Genomic DNA, 24842 nt, shown 5'->3' with positions numbered 1-24842 from the left:
ATTAAACTTTGTAATTAAACTTTGTAATTAAACTTTGTAATTAAACTTTGTAATTAAACTTTGTAATTAAACTTTGTAATTAAACTTTGTAATTAAATTGAAGAAGGTTCGCCGATTACAACCAGAGAACAATTCAACTTAGACATCACATAGGTCGTCGTATCACTGACAGCTAAACCCCCTGCGGTGCGGCGACGGATCGACCGCAAAACCACTAAATCGAAGGATCGCGATGTTGTCAAGATCAGTTCGGCGACATTATCATTGCGAGAAGTTTGAATGGTAAAATATACTTTGGGTTCGCTCTTCTCTAAAAATTCCGACAATTGGGAAGAGAATAAATCAATTTGTTCCTGTGGAGTTTGGCGATCGCAAATATGCAAAAAGGTAATATGACCTTGGTTGCTATTGGCAAATAAACGAACAAAACGCAGGGCTTGTAAGGTTTGGGGGAGCAGATCTTCGATCGGCATGAGAATGCGATGAATATCTACAGGTTCATTGAGTAAGCGCATCACAGCAACAGGACAATGTGCCGCCCACAAAACGCTATCAATAAAACTACCAAACAACCGCGCTCGCAATTCTGTGGTTTTTCCCCAACCCATAATAATTAAACTGGCATTTTGTTCCCTAGCGCAACGGGCGATGCCGATGGGAATATCATCATCAATGCGAACTTCCGGTACTGCCTCCACCGCAAACATTTTGCTAATATCCATTGCTTGAGAGAGAAGGCGATCGCTGCGATCGATAGATCGAGATAGATCGGGATCGTCCAACTGAGCATAGGATCTAACAATAGAGAGGAAAATCAGTTTCCCCCTTTCTTGACGAGCCAGCAACGCTCCCATCTCGATTAAATATCCTTTTGTAAACGGATTAGCAATGGGTATCAACACCGTAAAAGGATGGTTTGGCTCTAACCAGACAGGTAATTGCAAATCCGGCTCGGGTTGTTCTTGCATCTGTAACTCAGGCAAAGGCAGATTGCAAGCAAAGCGAGAGGTTAGAATTGGACCGAGAATCGCCGTAACTAACATTAAAACAATAACAGCATTAAAGATCGAATCGGGAATTAATCCTGCTTCTACCCCAACCAAAGTCGCCGCTAAAGTAGCCGCCACTTGGGGCAAAGATAAAGACCACATGGTTAGGGCTTCATACCAACCGTAGCCATAGAGCAATTTGACTACCAAAGCCGCCAGAAATTTGCTGAGGAATAAACCTACCACGATCGCCAAAGTGATTCCTAACTCTGTGGTGAGAGTATTCATAAAAGTGGGAATATCTAACAGCAAACCAATATCCACAAAGAAAAAGGGAATAAATAACGTTGCTCCGACAAATTCTATCCTTTCTTCTACCGGACTGTGACCCACTACATCGTTAACAGCTAAACCCACCAAAAATGCACCGACAATTTTATCAATATTAATAATTTGCGCTCCCACAGCCGCCAAGAAAACCACTAATAAAATAAAGAGAAATTGATTATTGAGATCGTCTCCCGTGCGTCGAAAATATTCTTTTCCTGCCCAATCAAACCCAAATAAAACGACAATTGAATAAATCGCTAAAGTACCTAATTGTACAATCAGGGAAGCGATAGAAAATTCTCCTTGATGGATAGAAACGCACACAGCCAATACTAAAAGTGCCGAGATATCTGTGAAAATTGTTGCGCCAATCGTAACCGTTATTGCTTCATTGCGAGCGACTCCCAAGCGATCGACAATAGGATAAGCTAAAAGAGTATGAGAAGCCAATAAAGAGCCGATGAGAATGGACGCATTCCAACCAAATCCAAACCCATGACCGATCAGAGTTCCCATCAAAAGAGGAATCAAAAAAGTCGCCAAGCCAAATCCCAGCGATCGCTCCTTTGTCTTCCGAAATTCATCCAGATCGATTTCCAAACCCGCCACAAACATGAGATAAATTTTACCCGCATCTGAAAGCAACTGCATAATGTCCGCATCGGCATTGAGAAAGTTTAATCCACTCGGTCCGATGACAATACCTGCTACCAAAAGTCCTACCAATCCTGGTAATTTCAATCGCTCGAAAATGGGCGGAATTGTTAAGGTAATTAATAACAAAACCGTATACACCACTATGGGCGTATCGGGAACAAGAGCGAGGAGATTTTCCATAGTTTTGAGGATGGAAAAGAAAGAGTTTCAACCAGAATACCGCATTTTGCGATAAAACCAAAAGCAAAACAATAACTCTTTAAAATAGAGTGTCTTGCTTTGCTTTAGCAGCCATTTTTGCTGTAGTATTTATTCTTGCCCTATTTTGGCGATCGCAGGTTCTTTAGGTTCTTCAGAATTCAAAGGCTCGATTTTTGGAGTTTCAGATTTTTCAGAATCTACAGGATTGAGTGTTTGCGCGTGAATCTGATCCGCCAGATCGGGATGGGTAACTTCCAATTTTGCTAAGGCCATTCGCAAGGCTTCGACTCGCGTAGCAACCAGATTTTCCCGAGGAATCCGATCTAAAATATTAAACCGTTGCAAGCGTGCCTGAACTTTGCCTTCTGCTCCCACCACAAAAACTTCTAAAGATTTGTCGTAGGCAGAATCGACGGTTTTTTCTAAGGCGAGAGTTGCCGTTACACCTAACAAAGGAACATCGGTTAAATCGAGCAAAAGCATTTCATAATTATCAAGAATGGATTGCCGTTGCGTAATCGCTTTGGCTGCCCCAAAACTCATCGGGCCTCCCAGGTGCAGTAACAAGATTTTGCCTTTTGCGGCTTTCAATAATGCTCGTGCTTCGGGATCTTCGAGGACTTCTCCCGTGGGAGAATCGATCGATTTAACCCCTTCGGCTTGAATATCAGCCAAGCGTTTAATCGTCAGCATATTAGCCACAAAAACACCCAAGCCCACCGCCATAATTAAGTCAACAAAGACGGTTAAGAGCATCACTCCATACATGATGGCAGCAGCGCGGATGGATAATTTATGAGCGCGACGCAGGAATTTCCAATCAATAATATCGATACCTACTTTTAAAGCAATACCCGCTAAAACAGCCAGGGGAATTTGACGAGTTAAAGTACCGGCTCCCATGACAGCGACAAATAAAATCCCCGCCCGAGTCAGTCCCGATAATGCTGTACGTCCTCCGGTTTGAATGTTAACAACGGTGCCCATTGTTGCCCCTGCACCGGGTAAACCGCCGCATAAACCGGAAACAATATTACCAATTCCTTGACCGATTAATTCTTTATCAGAGTCATGTTGCGTTTGGGTCAAACTATCGGCAATGACTGCGGTTAACAGCGAGTCAATACATCCCAACATCCCTAAAACTACACCATCAATAAACATGAGGGTGAGTTGGTCGATGGTAAAGAAAGGGAGTTGCAGGGTAGGCAGTCCCATCGCAATTTCCCCAATGCGGCGAATTTCCACATTTTGAAAGAAAACGAGGGAGACGATGGTACCCACAACTAAGGCCAATAATTGCGGCGGACAGAATTTTTTGATGTGGGAAGGAGTGAAGAAAATTAGCGCCACGGTCAAGATTCCCAAAATGGTTTCGATGGGATTTGCCTTGGCCAATAACTCGGGAAGCGCCGTAACGACTCCTAATACTCCTCCTTTGGGGTTTGCCTGTCCCAGAAACGGGGAAATTTGCAAAATAATCAGGATTAGCCCGATCCCGGACATAAACCCGGAAATCACGGTATAGGGCATGAGGGTAATATATTTCCCCAGCCGCAATGCCCCAAAAATAATTTGAAAAATTCCCGCCAGCATCACCACGGTAAAAGCCATGGCCAAGCCGTGTTCGGGGTTGCCTGCTTGCATGGCAGCAACCACGGCGGTCATTACCACGGTCATCGGCCCCGTGGGTTCGGATATAAGAGTGGGAGTGCCACCAAATAGGGCGGCAAAGAAGCCGACGCAAACGGCTCCCCACAGTCCCGCCTCGGGACCGGCTCCAGAGGCAACCCCGAAGGCTAAGGCCATTGGCAGGGAAATAATGGCGGCGGTGAGTCCTCCGAAGAGGTCGCCCCGCACATTGCGGAAATGAATTTGATTGGTAATCCTTAAGGTGGACATTTTATTGATTGAAAGCTATGAATTTTTTTAAATCATTGATTTTAGTCTATGATTAGCATAATAGTACAGCGATCGCGCAACAAAACTCAATTTTTAATTCAGAAAATTTAATCTAATTTTTAAGATTGACTTACGGGAGGTCATCGATGCAGGCAACACTACACCAATTAAAGGTTTTTGCGACGGTAGCGCGACACCGCAGCTTTACGAAGGCTGCAGATGAGTTAAATATTACTCAGCCGACGGTATCGAGTCAAGTGAAGCATTTGGCTAACACTCTAGGATTACCTTTATTCGAGCAAATTGGCAAACAACTTTATTTGACTGAGGTGGGAGAAGCGTTACTCGGGACTTGTCGGGATATTTTCGATCGCCTAGAAAATTTCGAGATGCAGGTTGCGGATTTTAAGGGGATGAAGCGGGGAAAGTTGCGTTTGGCTGCGGTAACGACGACTAAATATTTTGTGCCGAGATTATTGGGTTCTTTTTGTGCAACTTATCCTGAAATTGACATTTCTTTGCAGGTGATCAATCATCAACAGTTAATTCAACGCATGACGGAAAATGAAGACGATTTATACATTCTCAGCAATCCTCCTAAAGATATTAATTTAGAGGTACAAAAAATTTTAGAAAATCCTTTGGTGGTGGTGGCGAAGTCCGATCATCCCCTTGCGGAGAAACATAATATTTCGATTCAGGAGTTGAATGGAGAATCTTTTATTTCTCGGGAGGCAGGATCGGGTACGAGACGGGCAATACAAGAGTTATTGAATAAGCACAAAGTTTCGGTAAGGGTGCGGTTAGAGTTGGGCAGTAATGAGGCAATTAAGCACGCGATCGCAGGAGGATTAGGGATTTCTGTTCTTTCTCAACATTCTCTTTTTGCTAAGGAGTTAGAATCGGAATTAGCCATTTTAGATGTGCGAGAATTTCCCATCGAACGCTATTGGTATGTTGCTTATCTCAGCAGCAAACAACTTTCTACGATCGCGCAAACATTCTTAGAATATCTGCTCGAGCAGAGTCAATTCTAATAGTTATAGGAGCGATCGCGATCTTGTTAGCGATCGGCTACCTGTAACCAGCCAAAAATCTGAGCCGGGGTCAGAAATAAATCAAGAAGCCAATTCGGTACTGGTAATTGCTGGCTTGAATCCCCTTCAAACAATCCAGGGGCGCAGTCGTTTTTATATGTCAAGATTAACTGTTCGCCTGGATCGATGAGCCAACCGAGTTGCGTACCGTGGTTCAGACAATGAAAAATATTGCGGGTGACGCGGGTAGCAGGTTGTTGGGGGCTAAGAATTTCAATCGTCCAATCTGGGGCTGTGGTAAAGGTGTTAGCTAGGTTGCCATTCGCGAGGATGGGTAAATGCCCCCAAGTAAAAATGGCAATATCGGGTACAGTAGACTGTCCGCCGAAAGTGCAACGCAATTCGGGTAAGGCAAGGGCAATGCGATCTCCTTCCGCAACCCGATTAATCTCGCCAATCAGTTTTTGCTGAATCCGGCTGTGTTGTCCTTGAGGCATGGGTTTGGGGAGAATATGCCCTTGAATAAATTCCCGAGGGGGAGTTGTTTCGGGGAGTTGGAGGAATTCCTTGAGGTTAATGGATGTGGTGGTGATTTGAGTCATCTGTATTCCCCTGCATCTGAACAATGATTCCCTCGATCGCGCTTCCTCTAATTTTACCAGTCAGTCAAAGGCGATCGCGGTAGTTCGCAATGTTATTGGCGAGAATTTGAGGATTTTTGCCAGAGATTGCGATAACGTTGGCGTAAATGTTGCAAATTTGGAGTTTGTTCGCCATAACGCCATTGCACATAAGCCTGGGAGATTTCTGCAATAATCTCGGCTGTTCCTTGTTGAAGTTGTTCCCGCATTGTAGCGGCATATTCTAAGGGGGTTTGTGCAGGGTTTTTGTTGTAACCCTTGGCTGCCAAAACTTGTAACATTTGTTGGTAAAGTCGTTCCATAGGCGGTAATTTAGCCAAATTGCGCCACAGATACCACGATCGCACTCGTAAGGCGACCAGCCAACTGAGGAAGCTAAAGGCGATCGCGCCAATTAAACCGCTCAAGAAACCGATGGCGCTACTGGAGACAAACAGCCAGATTCTCGTTGCGACCCAGGCGATCGCTTCAATCACTTTCGTGACGATATAACTAAGAAAGCTGGTGACAGGGGAAGGAAGCCAACCCGCAACCCAATGCCAAAATTGCCGCAAAACGCCGAAGGTGGCGTTTTCTTCCCAAGAAGGAGGAACAATATCGTGACCTGGAAGGGGATCGAAGGAAAACCAGCCGTGATCGGGAAAATATACTTCTGTGAGAGCGTGGGCATCAGTATTGCGAACTAGGTAAAATCCAGTAAGGGGGTTAAATTGACCTGTAGCAAAGCCCACACTTAAACGACTGGGAATATCGAGAGAACGGAGCATAACCGTTAAAACTGTGGCAAAATGATCGGGATATCCGCCTTGATATTTAAAGAGGAATGTTTCCACTAAATCTTCCCCTGCTTCGAGTTGAAAATCTGGGACAATGCTATAACTTTGCTTTAGTGCTTGAGCGAGAAACAGTGCCTTTTCGTAGGGGTTAGTAATGGGATTTGCTGCTTTCGAGAGCATTTTTTCCCCTTGTTGGCGAATTTTCTCGCGACTTTCGGGGGGAATTTGGAGATAGTATTTGCTAATCGTTTGGGGATACTGAGTTGAGGCTTGTCCGAGTTGGGTGCGATCGCGGCTGGGAACATCGGAAACCACAGTATAAGTTAAATCTTCACTCAAGGCCACGGGGACGCGAATACTGCCTTCGGGATCGAGGGCGACTTCTGGGGTGGGAAAATATACAGACCGGGCTTGATTTAAAGCCGGTAAGAGGTTGGGAAGGCGATCGACGACGGTATAGGTTTGAATAATCGATCGCGTTTCCCCCGCAGGAGAAGGAGTGAGAAAAAAACGATAACTCCAAGGGGGACGAGTAATGGTTAAGAGTTTATCATCGCGGGAAATCTCCCATCCTTTTCCCGTGTAGCGATCGAAGGCTAACACGCGCCAAAATCCTGGGGCTTGCGATCGCACTCGCAAAACCACTTTCGAGGTCGGTAAACCACCACTATTTAGGCTTTGATCGATTTGTGACTGAAACCCGTAATAGAGGGAATCATTTGCTATTGCTTCTCCGTTTCCTGCCTCTCCTGTTGCTTCTCCATTTTCTCCTTCTTGTCCGTTTCTCACTCCAGGATTAAAAATTCTTCGATTAGTGTCGTTAAATCGTTCGTTTTCAAATTCAATAGAAGAGGTAACGGGAAACGTTTGCAGTTGGTAGCCTGGAAAGCGCGGCATCAGGGCAAAAATGAGTAAACCGATCGCCATCACGATCGCCAAAAAAGAAACCAGACGAGTGAGAGAAAAGGGGAATTTTCTGGGTTGTTTCTCTAACTTTTCTTCTCCTCCTTTCCGTCTTTGAATTTGGTCAAAACCGAGACGAGAGCGATAATCAAGGACGAGGACTGGGAGGGCGATCGCTAAAAATAAGACAGGAAAAGGGGCAAACGCCAAAGTTTCACTTAAAGTTCCTGCCACCCCTAAAAGAATTAAACCAATGATCATCGAATAGCCCAAATCCTTGCGGCGAGGTAGATCGAAGCTATGTAGAATTTGCAATTGGATCAAAAGTTCGGCAAGGACGAGGCGAGTATCGTTTAAGTTTGCGAGTAAGTTACCAAAGAAGTAGACCAAAGTTCCCAGCATTCCCATCGCAATGATAAATTTCATCGCGATATTGCGTTTCTTGCGCCGATACCAACTATAAGCACCTCCCGCCAAACTGAGGGGAATTGCCCAAGCACTCATGGTAGCATCGGCGGCAATATCTGTAGCAACAATCCCAATAATGACCAAAATCTGCACCAAAATTCTCAAACTGATGGATTCTTCGGTTTTGGGTTTGGGGAGGGCTTGGAGACGTTCCCAGAGTTGGGTTATACCTGGAATACGGCGCAGTTTGATGCTATCCATCGCTAGGTTTGGGGATTGAGTTATTCTCTACCATAAAACAATTTTTGCGCTATTTCAACCAAGTCGAAAAAGGCGATCGCATTCCCCAACCCGCTACAACCAAGAAGGCGATCGCGCTAGGAAAGATACAATCTTTCTTAACTTGTGAAAAGTAATTATGCACTACATTTCTTTAATTCTAACCCATTCTCGAAAATCTCATCAATGGGCAGCATTTGACCATCTTCTGTCATCAATTTATGATCTGAAGTGGCACGAATAATAGAACCATCTTCTAACTCGTATTCAAATATTTCTTGTTCTCCGCGATCGTGCCATTGAACAATGGGCTGAGTATAAATAAAGCCATTTTTATCGCAACTATACACGCTACATTCTATTTGCTCTTCAACTATTTTACCAATGGGCATTGCACCATATTCTACCGTTAAAATTTGTGTATCGTAACTGAGACAGTATTCAGCAAACTTGACCATCTGTTCAAAAAGGCGATCGGCTATATTTTGCTTAACTCCATTTTTGGTTGCACCATCAATAAATTTAGTGCGATGTTTCTTCATTTCTGATGATTTTTTCTTACCCATTGCCCTTCTCAATAAATCCGCTTCTCCTAAAGAGTATCCGGCTAAATCTTGGGCAATTTTCATAATTTGTTCCTGATAAACCATGATTCCATAGGTTTCTTTCAGGATAGATTGGAGGAGAGGATGATCGTATTGTACCTCTTCACGACCATGTTTGCGATCGATATACATGGGAATGAGTCCTGCATCTAAAGGACCTGGACGATAAAGGGCGAGAATTGAAGAAATATCTTCCAATTCTGAGGGTTTTAAGTCTTTAACAATCTGACGCATTCCATCAGATTCTAACTGAAAAATTCCCTCTAAGTTCCCAGCTTTAAATAATTTATAGGTTTTATCAATATCTCCTGGTAATTTATTTAATTTCCCTTTTTCTTTAATTTCTAATGCCCGTCTTTCGTCTAAAGGCAGTTGATCTAAATCTAGGTCAATGTTTTGATTTTCCTTGACAAGATCGGCAGCTTTTTGCAAAATTGTCAAGTTTTTGAGTCCTAAAAAGTCCATTTTTAAGAGTCCCATTGACTCTACATCTTCCATTGAATATTGGACAATTGTTGACCCTTCATTATTCCGTTGCAGGGGAATTGCTTCGTCTAAAGGTTGAGAGGAAATTACAACACCAGCCGCATGAACGCCGAAAGTTTTATTTGTTCCTTCTATTCGCATGGCCATATCGATCCAGCGTGTAATTTGCGGATCGTTTTCGTATTTTTCTTTAAATTCTTTGCACGGTGTATCTTTGGAAACCATCACTTTTAATTTAGTGGGTTTACCTCGAGAAACTGGGATTAATTTGGCCATGCGATCGGCATCGGAAAGGGGAATACCTAACACCCTGGCAACATCTCGCAAAACCGCTTTGGAGGTCATGCGGTTAAAGGTAATAATTTGAGCAACATTATTTTTACCGTATTTTTCTGTTACATATTCAATCACTTTTTCCCGTTGATCAATACAAAAATCTGTATCAATATCCGGCATAGATTTACGTTCAGGGTTCAAAAAACGCTCGAATAAAAGTCCGTGACGCACTGGGTCAATATTGGTTATTTTCAAAGAATAAGCGACTAAAGAACCCGCAGCAGAACCGCGTCCTGGTCCAACAGGAATATGATTATCTCGTGCAAATTTGATGTAGTCCCAGACCACTAAAAAATAGGTGGAAAAACCCATTTTTTGCATCATTTTCAATTCTAATTCTAGCCGTTCTTTATAGGTGGTATTCACTTCCCCACGAGAACGGCATTTAAGGCGTTCTAAGAGTCCTTCCCAAGTAACTTGTTCGAGATAACTATCGGCAGTAAAACCGGCAGGAATGGGATAATCGGGGATGCGAGGTTCGCCTAAAATTTTGTAGGGTTGAACTTTTTCGGCAACTTCAATTGTTGTGGCGATCGCCTCTTCGATAATGTCATTGGTTAGGTGATCGCGAAACAATTCTCTCATCTCTTCTGCTGACTTGAGATATTCGGTACCGCTATAGCGCAAGCGTTTATCTTCTGTGATGAGTTTCTGGGTTTGAATGCACAATAAGGCATCATGTGCCTCTACATCATTACAGGAGATGAAATGAGAGTCGTTTGTGGCAATAATTTTAATGTCTAATTCTCGGGCAATTTTAACAATTTCAAGGTTAACAATGCGATCTTCTGCGGAACCGTGATCTTGAATTTCTAAATAGTAATCATCCCCAAATAAGTTCTTATACCATTGGGCAACTGTTCGCGCATCTTCTAAGTCATTTTTGAGGATTTTTTGGGGGACTTCTCCTCCTAAACAAGCACTGGTGACGATTAAACCTTCACGATACTGTTCTAAAAGGTCTTTATTAATACAAGGACGGGAAAAAATGCCTTTCCCTTGCATTCCCTCTAAATGGGAAATAGTTGTCAGTTTAGTTAGATTTTTATAGCCTTGGGTATTTTTGGCGAGAACGACTTGATGATAGCGTTTATTGCGTTTCTTCTTGTCGTGAATATCCCCATTAATGACATACATTTCATTGCCAATAATGGGCTTAATTCCTTTACTTCGGCAAGTTTTTAAGAGTTGGATCGCACCGTACATGACTCCGTGATCTGTTAAGGCGATCGCGGGCATTTCTAATTCTACAGCGCGATCGACTAAGGAGGGCAATTGTGATGCACCATCGAGGAGGCTATAATCGCTGTGAATGTGTAAACCGACAAACATAATTTTTATTGGCTATTTGTTGTTGATAAATGTTCCTTAACTGGTGACTGATGACTTGATGCACATTGCTGATGATTGATGGCTGCATTCTCTGGCGATCGCACTTTTTGGATGAATTCTTCTAGTTTGCGAAAATAGACTTCTCCACCAATTTCAACAATATGATCGTGATCGCCTTCCTCGACAATATAAAGTTCTTTTAGCGGTGTTTGTGCGGTTTCATAGAGAGTGTGACTCATCCATTCGGGAATGCGGCGATCGGCATTTCCGTGAATGAATAACATCGGCATTTGTAAGGCTGCAATTTTATTAATGGAATCAAAATAATGGTTCAATAATAAATCTACAGGAAAAACTGTAAAAATCTTATCGTAATCTATCATATCCCGAAGAGATGTGAAAGATCCTTGAATAATCAGTGCAGCGAGATCGGGATTTTTGGTTGCAAGTTCGATCGCGATCGCCCCTCCTAATGAATGCCCGTAAACAATAACATCTTTGCAGGGAATATTTTTATGTTCTGCTAAATAATCTAAAGAAATTTGGGTATCTTCGTAAACTTGAGATTCGTTGGGAAATTGACCTTTACTTTGACCATAACCGCGATAATCGACCATAAATACAGATAATCCCAAGCGATGGAAAACTTCTGCTTGTTCTAAATTTGCGCCAATATTAAACGCATTACCATGCAAAAATAAGATTGTTCGGCGATCGCCATTTCCTTGAGAATGTAGGGGTGCAGGAATCCACCAACTATGTATTTTTTCCGGTATGTTTTTAGATTGTTCTTCTGTTAATTTTCCTTCTCCCACAGAAATCCAGATTTCCTCATAGTCTAGATCGTAATCTTGAGGTGTTTTCCTGAGTTTTGCAGAAGGTAAAAAGATAAAACGATTTTGCCATTTTAATAAGGCAAAGCAAAAGAAAATGTAAATAGAGCCAATTCCAGCGATGGGCAATAAAAAAGTAAGTGACATTGGAGGATTAGATGAGATAAAAAACAGGGACAATATAAAAAGTGTCACACTTCTAGGTTCAAACTTAACTGTGTAGGTTTATCATTTCTTTCTTTCACTGGGTAATTTGTAATCATCAATTCTCGACCTTTCCCAGCAGTTTTCTGTTTATAGTTGTTCATTCCATATTGTAGCTCCCATTCATAGATATAAGCAAATTTAAAGTTCTCGCGAATTTCTGGGGAGTCATCGTAGGTAATTAGCCATTGATGAGGGCAATCTTTTAATAAATTGGCAAAGCGGTGATGATCGAAGGATGTATGCAAGTTTCCTCGTTTTCCATACAGTCTTGAACCTGTTGCAGTTAAATAAGGAGGATCTAAGAAGATGAAAACACGATCGCCAGGTTGTTGTAAAACTTCACTGTAGTCTAGGTTTGTAATTTTAGTATTTTTTAAAATTTCTGGTAAGGGTTTTAATCTGTCTATAGATGAATAAGTAAATCTTGTTTCAAAAGAACATTGCGAAAATCCCCCCGCTTCAATTGTTCCAGAAAATGTGATTCTATTTAATACAAAAAAACGAATTGCTCTTTCTGCTTCAGTCAATTGTTCTGTATTAATCTGGCTGAGTTCCTTAAAAAGAGCTTTACCGTTGCGATCGCTTTCCTTAACTCGATATATTTCTTGAATAAGGCGATCGGGATTATTTTGTAAAACTTGCCAAAAATAATAGACTTCTGGGTTTAAATCGTTAATCCAAAATTGAAGCTGAGGATATTTTTGCTTGAGATAAATAAAAAGAGAACCTCCTCCGATAAAGGGTTCTCTATATTCGGCAAAATGGGATGGAAAATATTGAAAAATTGTTTGAATCGCTTTTGATTTTCCACCAGGATACCGCAAAGGGCTTTTAATGATTTTTCCCACATTCTTTTATGATTTCTTCTGTTGTTTTGTGGCAACTGTTAAATCGGGTTTATAAAACTGCCAATCTGTTGATTGTTCGTAAGCATAAGCGACTTGTAACAACAAATCCTCTCGCAATACTTTACTAATTAACTGCATTCCTACAGGTAAACCTTGGTCATCAAACCCGCAAGGAATACTCAAAGCAGGTAATCCGGCTAAATTAACAGGAATAGTCATTAAATCCGACAAATACATACTCAAGGGATCGTCGGTTTTCTCTCCAGCTTTAAAGGCTGTCGTGGGAGAAGTGGGACAAACTAAAATATCAACTTTTTCAAAAGCTGAATCAAAATCTTGTTTAATTAGGGTGCGAACTTTTTGCGCTTTGAGATAATAAGCATCATAATATCCCGCAGAAAGTGCATAAGTTCCCAACATAATCCGGCGCTTAACTTCTGTACCAAATCCTTTAGCACGGGTCTTTTTATACATATCGATGAGATTGTCGGCTTCTTCTGCACGAATGCCATATTTAACCGCATCGTAACGAGCCAGGTTTGCGGATGCTTCGGAAGGTGCAATGATGTAATAAGCGGGTAAACCATATTCAAATCGAGGACAAGAAATAACTTGAATTTCTGCTCCTAAAAGTTGCAATTGTTCGATCGCGGTTTTAACGCGACTTTCCACTACAGAATCTAAGCCACTGCCAAAAGTTTCTTTAATTACACCAATTCTTAAACGAGTTCTGGGGCGAAAATTAGGGCGCAATAACTGGCAATAATTGGGGATTTCAATTTTTAAACTGGTGGAGTCTTTGGCATCGTGTCCCGCGATCGCCCCTAACAAAATAGCGGCATCTTCCACACAGCCAGCAAAGGGACCAATTTGATCTAAAGAGGAAGCATAAGCGACTAAACCGAAGCGCGAAACTAATCCGTAGGTGGGTTTCATCCCCACAACCCCGCATAAAGAGGCGGGCTGGCGTATCGATCCCCCAGTATCCGACCCTAATGCTACCGTACATTCTCCGGCTGCTACCGCCGCCGCAGAGCCTCCTGAAGAGCCTCCAGGTACGCGATCGCGATCCCAAGGGTTACAGGTTCTCCCGTAGCCAGAATTCTCCGTGGAACTCCCCATAGCAAACTCGTCGAGGTTGGTTTTCCCGACTAAAATTGCCCCTGCATCTTGCAGTTTTTGGGTAACGGTAGATTCGTAGGGGGGAACAAAATTTTCTAAAATTCGCGACCCGCAGGTGGTGGGCACCCCGCGCATACAGATATTATCTTTTATGCCGATGGGAATTCCTGCCAGTAAACCGATCGCTTCCCCGGCTGCAATTTTGTCATCAACGGCTTTTGCTTGTTCCAAAGCGCGATCGCCCATCACGTGCAGAAAGCTGTGGAGTTGGGGTTCGAGTTTCTGAATGCGGTCTAATGCTTCTGTCGCAATCTCAACAGCAGAGCGTTCTTTCTGGATTAATTGTTTGTGGAGTTCGCGGATCGATGCCATGCGGGATACTTGTTTAGGGGTGAACCATTTTACAGTTTATAGGTATGATGACAATAATTTACCATAAATCACTCTGTTTGACTATATTTTTAGTTAAACTTTACAATACCAAATCCAGTTCCCAAAGCTCCTCTTAATGGGATTGTCTAAAATTTTGTAAAAAATTTGTTCCTTCTCTTGTTGTTGGCGATCGCCATTGGAATCGGCTAGAGTAGCCTGTTGTTGTTGGCGATCGGCACGTTTTTCAGGTGTTAGAATTTAATCCTTTTTTATCAAATATTCGATCGCAAATTGTTCCGAGTAAAAATCCGAGAGTACACAAAATCAAACCGTAAACATTAATCCCCAGATCGGGGGCATATTTTCCCGCACCGATCGCGATCCATTCGGGAAAGATTTGTACAGAAAAAGCACTTTCAATGACTCGCAAAACTCCCAAACTCAACCCCGTCCAAAAGGAAAAATTAAAACTCCATCGTCCCGCATTAGGAATAAAAGCTAACAAGAAAATAGGCGCTAAACCCATTACCATTGTCCCGCTAATGGTGGTTGCTAGAATAATCGCGGGTCCGACTTTATCTCCCAGGTAAATTCCCAATAAGGGTAAGTTTCCTAACACTGCGATCGCGATCATCGACCATCTCCCAAAACGCGCTTCAGATTCCTCTGGTTTTCCTTGTCGATTTGACCAATCTCTTGCTGTTAATTTTGCGACACTAGAAAAGGTAGAATCTAATGTAGACCCTGCACTGGTCAACATAATTGCATTAAAAACTAACAATAAGGGTAAGCCAAACAATTTTGGGACGGCTAATGTTGCTTTTCCTGCTAACCCAAAAGTCAGCGCATATAAACCAACACCACTGAAGAGTAAAATAAAGCCACCGCTTACCAAACCCGCTAAAATAAAACCCTTTAACATGACTTTGGGGGAGGTAATAAAAGCGCGATCGGTTAAGACGGGATCGTGAAAAGGATAGCTAAAAATCTGCACGAAAGCTAACCCACAAAACGTTAAACCTGCACTATTTGTCTCGGAGTCAACAACGGGTAATCCTTGGCTGACAAAACCCGGTATTAAAATGACTAAAATAATCACTAATAAGACGGCTGCTAATAACATTTGCATCCCATCGGTTAAGAGGCTGCTGCGAAGTCCTCCCCAAAGGCTGTAATAGACTGTAAAAGCGGTAACAAAGAGGACGGCTAACCAATAACCCCAACTCCCTTCTTCGCCAAAATAAAGAGAGAAAACTTTGGTATTTGACCAGACTTCATTAAAGAGACGAATGGCGATCGCAATGAGAAAGAATTTAGCACACAATGCTCCATATTTATTCACTAAAAACTCTGGGAGAGAATGAAAACCCCAACGTTTGCGGATATAGTAAATGGCGATCGCCGCAGTAATAAAACTCAGATAATAAATTGCATAACCGATGCCGCCAGCTATACCAAAAGACTGTGCTAAACTGGCAGCATTATCGATAGATTTGGCAAAAATCCAGCTAATTGCTGCACTGGATACCAATAGCCATAAACTGGGAGATTTTCCGTTAGCAGATTCGCCATGAAAAAATCCTGAAGCGGAAACACGGTCTGGGGTTGTTTTTTGGACGACTTGATAGATAAAGAAACCGTAACCCAATAAAAGCGTCCAAGTCAAAATTAAAGCCATAGATCGTTGCAATAAAGAATGAACAATTATCAATGAATGATTACCAAGCAAGATACTTGATAAGTGTTAAATGCGAGGACGGATTGTTTTTTCTGCTTCGGGTAAAATTTCCCCGCAAGTTGTCCAAATTCCTTGTTGTAAAGATTCGCAAAATTCAACAGGTAATCCTTCTTTTTCCATCAGAGAAACAACTGTCTCGACATCATAAGCTAAAGGAATTAAACGCGGTTGAGGAGTTTTTGCAATTGCGGGAAAATCTGCGATCGCATAATAAACGTGACGTTTTCCTTCATGGGGAGGTCGTCCCAAAACTCCCACATTCAACCAAAAACCCTCCTCAATGCGACGCAACCAAGGGAGTCCCGAATGTGTGCAGCAAATTCCGGTAACTTGGAATTGTCGCAAATTCTGTGCAATTTGGCGATCCTCGGTTTCTGATTCCCAAACAAATTCGTTAACTTGTTGGGGGCTACCGTGGCACAATAAGAGAGAATGTTCTCGCCATTCCAAGCGAATGAGATAAGGGAGTTTTTGTAACCACTCGCGATGGTGAGGAGAAGTTTTGGCAAAGGTGTAATCGTAGCTGAGTTGTGCAAAATGGCGATCGCGGGGATCGGAGTAACCGCAACCGCAATCCCTTTCCTCGTAGGCGATCGCGCGATCGTAATTCCCTTGCAAGCAAATAATCTGGGACGATCGCAATAGATCGAGGGTGCGATCGGGACAAGGCCCAAACCCTCCCATATCTCCCAAACAAAATCGATGTTCTATATTTTTGGTTGCTTCTAAAAATGCCTCAACTGCACTAAAATTGCTGTAAGGTCCGCCACAGAGAGCAATTTGCGTACATTCATCGGGAAGAACAATAGTTTTAATTTCCGACATGGTGAAGGGTTGGACTTCGCATAAAGTTCTGTTTAGCTTAGGGATGATGACTGAATTTTCCCTGAGAGGTGGGTTTATAGGAGTTTAATAAATCTTGCGATCGCTTGTAAAGCTAATGAGGGAAGAGTTTGGGGCAATTTTTGGGAAAGGCGATCGGCTATTTTTCTTCAATTGTCCGGAAATAAATTAAAACTCGGTGTAGAAAAGAGTAATAAATGCACTCTGATTCCTTTCCTCCTTGACTTTTATAGTCGAGGAGTTTTTATTTATATTCAAGGCAAAATATTTGAGAAAGTATCCGGAATGGAGAAAATACAAACAGTATAAAGAAATAACAGATGCACCCTGATTCCTTTCCTCCTTGGCTTTTATAGTCAGGGAGTTTTTATTTATATTCAAGGCAAAATATTTGAGAAAGCATCCGGAATGGAGAAAATACAAACAGTATAAAGAAATAATAGATGCACTCTGATTTCTTTTCTCCTTGGCTTTTATAGTCAGGGAGTTTTTGTTTATATTCAAGGCAAAATATTTGAGAAAGTATCCGGAATGAAGAAAATAGAAACAGTATAAAGAAATAACAGATGCACCCTGATTTCTTTTCTCCTTGGCTTTTATAGTCGAGGAGTTTTTATTGGTATTCTAAATCCATCCTCGTAACCAATAAATAACAAAACCAATATATTCTTTAATTGCTTTCGTTGCTCTTTCTAGGCGATCGACATCCGGAATAAAATTCAATAATATCGCTTTTGCACTACTACTGGTTTCTTGTAAAAGTTGTTCTGTTACCAGAAAATCGGTAGGTGCGGGAATTGCTTCTATATTTTGCTTTCTAAAAATAGCCAGCGATCGCGGCATATGTAAAGCAGATGTTACTAATAAAACCCGCTTCATTTTCCTTTGTTTTAAAATTTTTGCCACATTAACCGCATTTTCATAAGTATTTAATGAGTCGGGTTCTTGTATAATTGCTGAAGCTGGAACCCCGATCGCTTCTAAAAATTGTTCTGTATCTGCTGCTTCCGGTGGTCCTCCTCCTCGCCATTGTACTCGTCCCCCCGAAGCAATAATAAAAGGCGCTCTTTCTTCGCGGTATAAATGGGCAGCAAATAAAGCGCGATCGCCTTGTTCGCTAACTTCAACTGTGGAACGAGGAGGAGAAATCGGACGCAAAGAACCTCCCAGCAAAACAATAACATCTGCTTTGGGAAGTTGTCCATCGGGCAAATATTTCCACTCTAAAGACTTCACGATCGCGTTACTGACCCAACCATTTCCCGCTAATAATAAAACCAGCAGCGCTAAAATAATAGGAATAGGAGTCCAACGGGGACGAAACCAGTGAATAAGTAAGGCGATCGCCAGCAATACACAAGTGAATCCGAGGGGATATAAAAATAAGGGGAGTAGCTTGGAAAAATAGACAAACATTGATTTTATTGTTTTTGAATCTACTGATTTGTTTTTTAGGGAGGGCGATCGGCTAAAATCTAACTAGCCAATCTTTATGATAGGAGAGGTCAAAATGGTACAGACTCCCGCTAAACCAGAAACCGAAACGCTATTATTGGGATTTCCCAAAACTCTGAAACTCCATGTCACTCAAGAACAGTTTGCCACCTTAGTAAAAAAATAGGGTTTGGAGACCAAACCCCTACAATAAAAAATAGGGTTTGGAGACCAAACCCCTACGACAACCAATTATGCTCGATCTAACCAAATTAGCACGACAATTACCGGGAATGAGCAATCATTTGCAACAGGAAGCGAAGATTAGTCGCCAACGTTTAGAACGATCGCGATCGCTACTGGAAGAAACTTGCGATTGCCAAGAAGAATTACTTGAAATTCAGGAAAAGTGGCGCGATCGCCTCATTTTTGCCGCCGCAACTCCTGTAGAAGCAATTGATACTTGTAAAGAGTTACAACCCCCCGCCGAAAAACACACGGTTTTTGCTACAGATGGCTCTCAAATATCTCCTTCTCACCACGAGATAGCCTATTGTTATCTTGTTAATGTGGGGCGCGTTATGCTGCATTATGGGCAGAGTTTACACCCCCTTCTCGATACTATTCCTGAAGTGTTTTATAAGGCAGAAGACTTGCATATTTCTAAACAATGGGGTATTCGTACCGAGGAATGGATGGGACATCGACGGACTGTTTCTGAAGCGGAAATGCTGGCGGAAATGGCTTGTCGTTGGGTACAACCCCCAGGTCCCCATTCTGACCCTAATTTAGCAATGGTAGACGGGTCTTTGATCTATTGGTTTTTAGATGGAATGCCCTCTGAAGCCCGCGATCGCCTTCTTCCCCCTATGTTAGAAGCCTGGGAAAGATTGCGGGAAAATCGCATCCCTCTCATGGGTTATCTCAGCGCTTCTCGTCACATAGAAGCTATGAATTTTCTCCGTCTTTGCGCTTGCCCTTATGAAACCCCCGATTGTTTAACCCATTGTGACTCCAGCAATTTACCCAAGGATCGAGGACAAAGCAATAGGCTTCCCTGTCAAATTATCGAACCTTTGCGAGACTCGACTTTATGGGTGCATTTCCTACAACCGGGACAGCGCGGGGCATTGTGGAAAAGTCAGGCAAAAATTATAGATTTATATCCCGAACCTTTGCAAGTTTACTTTTGTTACGTTCATGTGGGGACAGAAGTGGCACGCATTGAAGTTCCGCGCTGGGTGGCCGAAGATGAGGAGTTATTTGAGCAATCTTTGAGCATTATGTTAGGACAAGTTTACAAAGGTGCCGGCTATCCTGTGGCGATCGCGGAATCTCACAATCAAGCCGTCGTCAGAGGAGGCGATCGCGCCCGCTTTTTTGCCCTATTGGAAGACCAAATGATTAAAGCGGGGTTGCGAAATGTGGGAACATCATATAAGGATCAGTCCAAGAAGCGCTTAACGGCTTAATTATAGTCAAAATTCCAGAACTTTCAGACTATATTTGAACAATTTTTGCTAGGCTGATAAATTCCAAACAAAGAGAGGGAAAATGGGTATTTTGAAAGACTGGTGGCAAAAATTTGAGAAATATCCCCAGCGCAATTGGTGGTTTTCGGGAATCTTGTTGGGAGTGACTTGTTTTGTTGCTTTTTTATGGGGTTTGGGTAGTGTTGGTTTGGTGGACGAAACCGAACCTCTTTTCGCCGAAGCAGCCCGTCAAATGACCGTTACGGGGGATTGGATTACCCCCTATTTTAACGGGGCGACACGCTTCGATAAACCCCCTCTGGTGTATTGGTTGATGGCGATCGCCTATAAGATTGTCGGAGTCAATGAATGGGGGGCGCGTTTACCTTCTGCATTGTCCGCGATCGCCATGACAATTCTCGGTTTTTTCACCCTGCGAAGGTTTGGTTTTCCCTCTCCCAAAGCCGTTACTACGGAACCCAATTCTCCTCAAACTCAGCGCCAGCTTTGGCTTTCAGCCTGGATCGGGTCAGCACTAATGGCACTCAATTTGCAAACAATGGCTTGGGGGAGAACAGGCGTTTCAGATATGTTGCTTTCTGCCTGCATGAATGGTGCAATATTCTGCTTTTTTTGGGGCTATTCAATACCGTCACCAGTTGGGGAAAAAATAACACCTAATTCCCCATTTCCCAATCGTTGGTATATTGCTTTTTATCTGCTTTTGGCTTTGGCAGTTTTAACCAAGGGACCAGTGGGCATTGTTTTGCCTGGCTTGACGATTTTAGCTTTCTTGTTTTATGTAGGGAAATTCCGAGAAGTTGCCAAGGAAGCAAAGCTAGTTTTTGGGGCAATTCTCTTTAGTATTATTACAATTCCTTGGTTTGTTGCTGTTATTTTAGCGAATGGCCAAGTATATATCGATTCCTTCTTTGGTTATCATAATATTGAACGTTTTACCCATGTCGTTAATCACCATTCAGCGCCTTGGTATTTCTATTTTCTGGTGGTGTTGATTGGTTTTTTACCTTGGTCGTTATATGTGCCGATCGCGATGGCTAGATTGCGATTTTGGCGGCGATCTTTTTGGCAGCAACAACCGCGATCGGCTCATTTCGGCTTGTTCTGTTTTTATTGGTTTGCCATAATTTTTATCTTTTTCTCTGTCGCTGTTACCAAACTTCCCAGTTATACTTTACCTTTACTTCCTGGTGCGTCGGTTTTAGTTGCATTGCTATGGAGTCAAGAATTGACGCGATCGCCGGATTTAAAACAGCGAAAAGATAATAGCTTTTTCATCACCGGAATAGCCAATGTTATTTTCTTGTTATTACTCGTCGCTGGCTGTCTCTACGGACCATTTGCCATCGGCTACGATCCAGCAGCATTAAATTTAGCAGAAGATGCCATTAAAAGTATTTTGCCAGAAATAGGAGCATTAATTTGGAGTATAGGTGCCGTGGCGATCGCCTTCCTCTTATTACGTCAAAAAAATTGGCGCTGGATATTTTGTGTTAATTTTATTGCTTTATTTTGCTTCATTATTTTTACCCTTATTCCTGCTTCCTACTTTGCCGATAATTTGCGCCAAAAACCCTTAAGAGAACTAGCCAGATTCGCCGCCCGAGTCGAACAACCTCAAGAAGAATTTGTGATGATTGGCTTTCAAAAACCCAGTCTGGTTTTTTATTCCCAACGTCCCGTTACCTTCTTTTCTCATACTCCTCATTTCTTGAAGCGTTTAAAAGAAAAAGCTGGCGATCGCCCTCAAGATTATCCTATCCTTATTCTTAGCCGTCCCGATAAAACTCGAGAAAGCAATCTTAAATCGGGAGATTATGAATATTTAGAAGGAAAAGGAAGCTATCAACTCATTCGCGTCAATCGCGATACAATTTTGCAACGAAACCCTTGACAATTATCAATTATTAATTCTCAATGGGGAAATTTAGAGATAATTAGACCGCTTTCGCAAGATCGTGCTATATTGAGGAAAATTAAAAAACCTTAATAAATATTTACATAATCTTGTTTACTAAAATTCTACTCTCCTCAACCACTACAGGGCTAACCCCACACCAGCGAATCTCACCATTCTTTGCTAACTCTCAACCCCTTCAAAGTCAACTCTGGCGCATCTTTGCAGCTTCGGGTTTTCTTGTTTCTGTCCCCGTCTTTTTTCAGGCACCCTTAGTTCGTTCATTTCCTGAATTGAGTTTGCTGCTGACAGTCGGTTGGTTTGTACTGGCTTATTGCTTATGGCGATCGCCAAAATATCAACTCTGGGGGGATATCCTGCTTGGTTTTAGCTGGAGTTGGCTGGCAGGATCGTTGTATTGGGGTTGGTTGCGCTGGGAACCCTTCTTACATCTTCCCGTAGAAGCGATCGCCCTTCCCATCGCCCTCTGGGGACTCAAACGCGGCTGGGGAAAAGTCGGCAACTTATTTTATTTAGGCTCCTTATTGGGGACAGCCATCACCGATCTTTACTTTTATTTAACCGGATTAATCCCCTATTGGCGGCAAATCATGCAAGTGGAACCAGAATTAGCCCCCGAAATATTTCATAACGCGATCGCCCAAATTGAAACCCCTTGGGGATTGAGTTGCGCGATCGCCTTGCTGTCCCTATTATTTATCCTAGGAATGCGATCGCTCCAAAACCAAGAACAACATTGGTGGGCATTTGGGGGAGCCGTATTGAGTACAATTCTCGTTGATGGGTTATTCTGGTTAGTGGTTTCCCAAGCGTGATAAGGCACAGGATGAAGAAATTTGGGAAGTATGAAGAAGGCAAAATGAAGTATAAAAGATTAGTAGAAATGAGCAAGAATCAATATATTTCTGATGCAGATTGTCAAAATCAACTCTAAAATGTACCCAAGACAAAGCCAATTTTGCCCTCAGCCCTTACCTTAACCTCCCGCATGACTACGGGATCTACCCCTTACCTGATTCTTCGTACTGCCAGTGGCAATCGCTATCTTCCTTTGGTTGGTGGCAATCACTGGACGGTTGGACGCAACGAAGATAATAATTTTGTCATTCGGGATCGCTGGATTTCCCGGAATCATTCCATGTTGCAATGTACTGAAACCGGAGATTTTTACTTAATCGACCTCGGCAGTCGGAATGGTACATTTGTTAACGGTCGCCGGGTCAGTATTCCCATGATTCTCGGCAATGGCGATCGCATCACCTTCGGGCAAACAGAATTAGACTTTCGCTGTCCTCCCAAAGAAGGTCCAAAAACCTCTGAATTCGTGGGTAAGGAAACCTCTACCTCTGTCCTCCATGTTCGCCGTTTAATGTCGGTGATGGTAGTAGATATCCGCGATTTTACAGTTCTAGCGCGAAAACTGGATGAAAAAGTTCTCTCAAGTCTGATCGGGGACTGGTTTAGACAAGCTGGGGGGATTATTCGCGACTCAGGCAGTTGGGTAGATAAATATATTGGCGATGCGGTGATGTCCCTTTGGTTTCACGGTGAAACAGGAATTGCCAAAGAAGAAATTATTCAAATTTTCCAAGCTATTAGCGATCTCAACAAAATGACCCACGATCTCGGCAATCATTATCCTTTGCCCTTTCAGTTAAGAATTGGGGCAGGAATTAATACAGGGTATGCAATGGTTGGGAATACAGGCACCGGCGATCGCCCCGATTATACGGCGATCGGCGATACAGTGAATACTGCGTTTCGTTTAGAGTCTTGTACAAAACAAATTCAGCGAGATATTGCCCTCGGGGAAACAACTTATAATTATCTGGCAGAAGTCGGCAAGGCACAGCAGCGTTTTCGACAGCATACAGTTCATCTCAAAGGCTACGAAACACCAACCATTACCTACGCTTCTACTTTTGAAGAGTTAGATAATTTTCTCTTGGATAAAATCCTTTTAGATAATAAAGTTCTTTAGAGAGGCAACAGGGAAGATGAGAGGCAACAGGGAAGAGGAGAGAAGGGGAAGAGGGGAACAACCAACTCTCCTTATTTTTCGTGTTTTTTCTAAAGCGAACTTGAATCGAGGCTTTCGGCTTCTCCTTCTGTTTGAGGGAGGTGCAAGCCGCATTCTTGCTTTAAGCCCTGGAAGCGGGTATCGCGATCGTCTTCTCCTGCCATGAGAGGGCGACTGGAATGCCAATCTCCTACAGTGACATAACCTTGATCGAAAAGGGGATGATAGGGTAAATCATTTGCCGTGAGGTATTGATAAATATCTCGCGAATTCCAACGTAAAATGGGCAGGATTTTATAAATTTCTGATTGAATATTGACAAAATCTAGGGTTTTGCGATGATTGGTTTGATTGTTGCGAAGTCCCGCTAACCAAGCGGTTGCCCCTAATTCCTTTAATGCCCGTTGCATCGGTTCGACTTTGCGGATTTTGTCGTAACGGTTGAATGCCTCAACATCGTGCTGTTCCCACAGTTTACCGTGTAGCGCTTCCATTCGCGCTGGACTGAGGGGAGATTGATAAACTTGTAAATTTAGGTGCAAGCGTTGGCTTAATTCGTCCGCAAAGCGATAGGTTTCTGGGGGAAGATAGCCCGTATCCACCCAAATTACGGGAATATTGGGAACAGTGCGAGTAACTAAATGTAACATCACGGCGGATTGAATGCCAAAACTGGTACTCATGACCAGACCGCGGCCAAATGTTTCTGCACTCCACTGCACGATTTCTGTAGCGCTGGCTTTCGTGTCGGAAAAGTGGTGGTTGAGGGCGTTTAAATTGTCTAGTTGAGGTGCTTCGGATCTAATGCTGGCGATCGCCTTTGCAGAATTAGTGTTTTTCTCAAACTTGATAGCATCAGCGAGTTGTGTTGTAGTCATACGGAGTGTAACTCCCTTGAGTTCAGTTCAATTCAATTCTTTTACTCAGTTTACACCTATCGGAATTTGCACCCTCTGTCAAGTTGTGGGGAAATCTTGACAAAGATATGTTGCGCTTGCGGCTATCCTGTCCTTTGCCTGGGTACGGTATTTTCGTTTTGGGTGCATCTCAAAGTTGCAAATTTACAACATTGCTCCGAATAATTAGAGCTAGGGAGCGAGACGCTCCCACTACAATAAACCATAATGGGGGT

17 protein-coding genes and 1 pseudogene are annotated in these 24842 nt (G+C 42.7%); 6 read left to right on the top strand and 12 right to left on the bottom strand.

From position 1 onward, the window contains the following. Positions 1–92 precede the first annotated feature (92 nt). Both JUI58_RS02660 and JUI58_RS02655 read right to left on the bottom strand, forming a co-directional pair. Positions 93–2156 (bottom strand): cation:proton antiporter, encoded by a 2064-nt coding sequence (locus JUI58_RS02660; RefSeq protein WP_204102195.1) that lies wholly within the window; start codon positions 2154–2156, stop codon positions 93–95. Positions 2157–2285: 129 nt separating this feature from the next. After that, positions 2286–4079, bottom strand: a complete 1794-nt coding sequence (locus JUI58_RS02655) for a SulP family inorganic anion transporter (protein WP_204102194.1) — start codon at positions 4077–4079, stop codon at positions 2286–2288. A gap of 146 nt (positions 4080–4225) precedes the next feature. Here JUI58_RS02655 and JUI58_RS02650 point away from each other — a divergent pair, with 146 nt between their 5' ends. Beyond that, on the top strand, positions 4226–5116 hold the full coding sequence (locus JUI58_RS02650; RefSeq protein WP_204102193.1) for a LysR family transcriptional regulator: 891 nt from the start codon (positions 4226–4228) through the stop codon (positions 5114–5116). A gap of 26 nt (positions 5117–5142) precedes the next feature. Here the strand turns inward: JUI58_RS02650 and JUI58_RS02645 are convergent, their stop codons facing one another. The 9 genes from JUI58_RS02645 to JUI58_RS02605 form a co-directional block, all read right to left on the bottom strand. After that, positions 5143–5718 carry a Uma2 family endonuclease gene (locus tag JUI58_RS02645; RefSeq protein ID WP_204102192.1) on the bottom strand — a complete coding sequence of 192 codons (576 nt, stop codon included), beginning with the start codon at positions 5716–5718 and terminating at the stop codon, positions 5143–5145. A gap of 92 nt (positions 5719–5810) precedes the next feature. Continuing rightward, positions 5811–8105 carry a DUF3488 and DUF4129 domain-containing transglutaminase family protein gene (locus JUI58_RS02640; protein ID WP_204102191.1) on the bottom strand — a complete coding sequence of 765 codons (2295 nt, stop codon included), beginning with the start codon at positions 8103–8105 and terminating at the stop codon, positions 5811–5813. 155 nt (positions 8106–8260) lie between these two features. Then, positions 8261–10885 (bottom strand): DNA polymerase III subunit alpha, encoded by a 2625-nt coding sequence (locus tag JUI58_RS02635; RefSeq protein WP_204102197.1) that lies wholly within the window; start codon positions 10883–10885, stop codon positions 8261–8263. A 2-nt stretch (positions 10886–10887) separates the two neighbouring features. Next, entirely contained in the window at positions 10888–11862 is a 975-nt protein-coding gene (locus tag JUI58_RS02630) for an alpha/beta hydrolase (protein WP_204102190.1), read from the bottom strand. Between the two features lie 44 nt (positions 11863–11906). Then, entirely contained in the window at positions 11907–12761 is an 855-nt protein-coding gene (locus JUI58_RS02625) for a DNA adenine methylase (protein ID WP_348539820.1), read from the bottom strand. 15 nt (positions 12762–12776) lie between these two features. Further along, on the bottom strand, positions 12777–14264 hold the full coding sequence (gatA, locus tag JUI58_RS02620; protein ID WP_204102188.1) for an Asp-tRNA(Asn)/Glu-tRNA(Gln) amidotransferase subunit GatA: 1488 nt from the start codon (positions 14262–14264) through the stop codon (positions 12777–12779). A gap of 244 nt (positions 14265–14508) precedes the next feature. Continuing rightward, positions 14509–15942, bottom strand: coding sequence for a hypothetical protein (locus JUI58_RS02615; RefSeq protein ID WP_204102187.1), 1434 nt, complete (start codon positions 15940–15942; stop codon positions 14509–14511). A gap of 66 nt (positions 15943–16008) precedes the next feature. Beyond that, positions 16009–16827, bottom strand: a complete 819-nt coding sequence (locus tag JUI58_RS02610) for a metallophosphoesterase family protein (protein ID WP_204102186.1) — start codon at positions 16825–16827, stop codon at positions 16009–16011. Positions 16828–17469: 642 nt separating this feature from the next. Beyond that, positions 17470–18261: a YdcF family protein gene (locus JUI58_RS02605; RefSeq protein WP_204102185.1), complete on the bottom strand. Its 792-nt coding sequence runs from the start codon at positions 18259–18261 to the stop codon at positions 17470–17472. Positions 18262–18355: 94 nt separating this feature from the next. Here JUI58_RS02605 and JUI58_RS27555 point away from each other — a divergent pair. The 5 genes and pseudogenes from JUI58_RS27555 to JUI58_RS02585 all read left to right on the top strand — a co-directional run. Next, positions 18356–18454, top strand: a pseudogene (locus JUI58_RS27555) (Uma2 family endonuclease); the annotation flags it as partial. A gap of 79 nt (positions 18455–18533) precedes the next feature. Then, entirely contained in the window at positions 18534–19751 is a 1218-nt protein-coding gene (locus JUI58_RS02600; protein ID WP_204102184.1) for a DNA double-strand break repair nuclease NurA, read from the top strand. A gap of 82 nt (positions 19752–19833) precedes the next feature. Then, positions 19834–21666 carry a glycosyltransferase family 39 protein gene (locus tag JUI58_RS02595; protein WP_204102183.1) on the top strand — a complete coding sequence of 611 codons (1833 nt, stop codon included), beginning with the start codon at positions 19834–19836 and terminating at the stop codon, positions 21664–21666. A 221-nt stretch (positions 21667–21887) separates the two neighbouring features. Continuing rightward, positions 21888–22505: a DUF3120 domain-containing protein gene (locus JUI58_RS02590; RefSeq protein WP_204102196.1), complete on the top strand. Its 618-nt coding sequence runs from the start codon at positions 21888–21890 to the stop codon at positions 22503–22505. Positions 22506–22678: 173 nt separating this feature from the next. Continuing rightward, positions 22679–23671: an adenylate/guanylate cyclase domain-containing protein gene (locus tag JUI58_RS02585; RefSeq protein WP_204102182.1), complete on the top strand. Its 993-nt coding sequence runs from the start codon at positions 22679–22681 to the stop codon at positions 23669–23671. An 89-nt stretch (positions 23672–23760) separates the two neighbouring features. Here JUI58_RS02585 and cysH read toward each other — a convergent pair whose 3' ends face one another. After that, on the bottom strand, positions 23761–24588 hold the full coding sequence (gene cysH / locus JUI58_RS02580; RefSeq protein WP_204102181.1) for a phosphoadenosine phosphosulfate reductase: 828 nt from the start codon (positions 24586–24588) through the stop codon (positions 23761–23763). Positions 24589–24842 lie beyond the last annotated feature (254 nt).

The organism is Spirulina sp. CCY15215 (genome assembly GCF_016888125.1).
In the GTDB taxonomy this organism is placed as follows: domain Bacteria; phylum Cyanobacteriota; class Cyanobacteriia; order Cyanobacteriales; family Spirulinaceae; genus CCY15215.
This window is presented reverse-complemented; position numbering and strand designations above follow the sequence as displayed.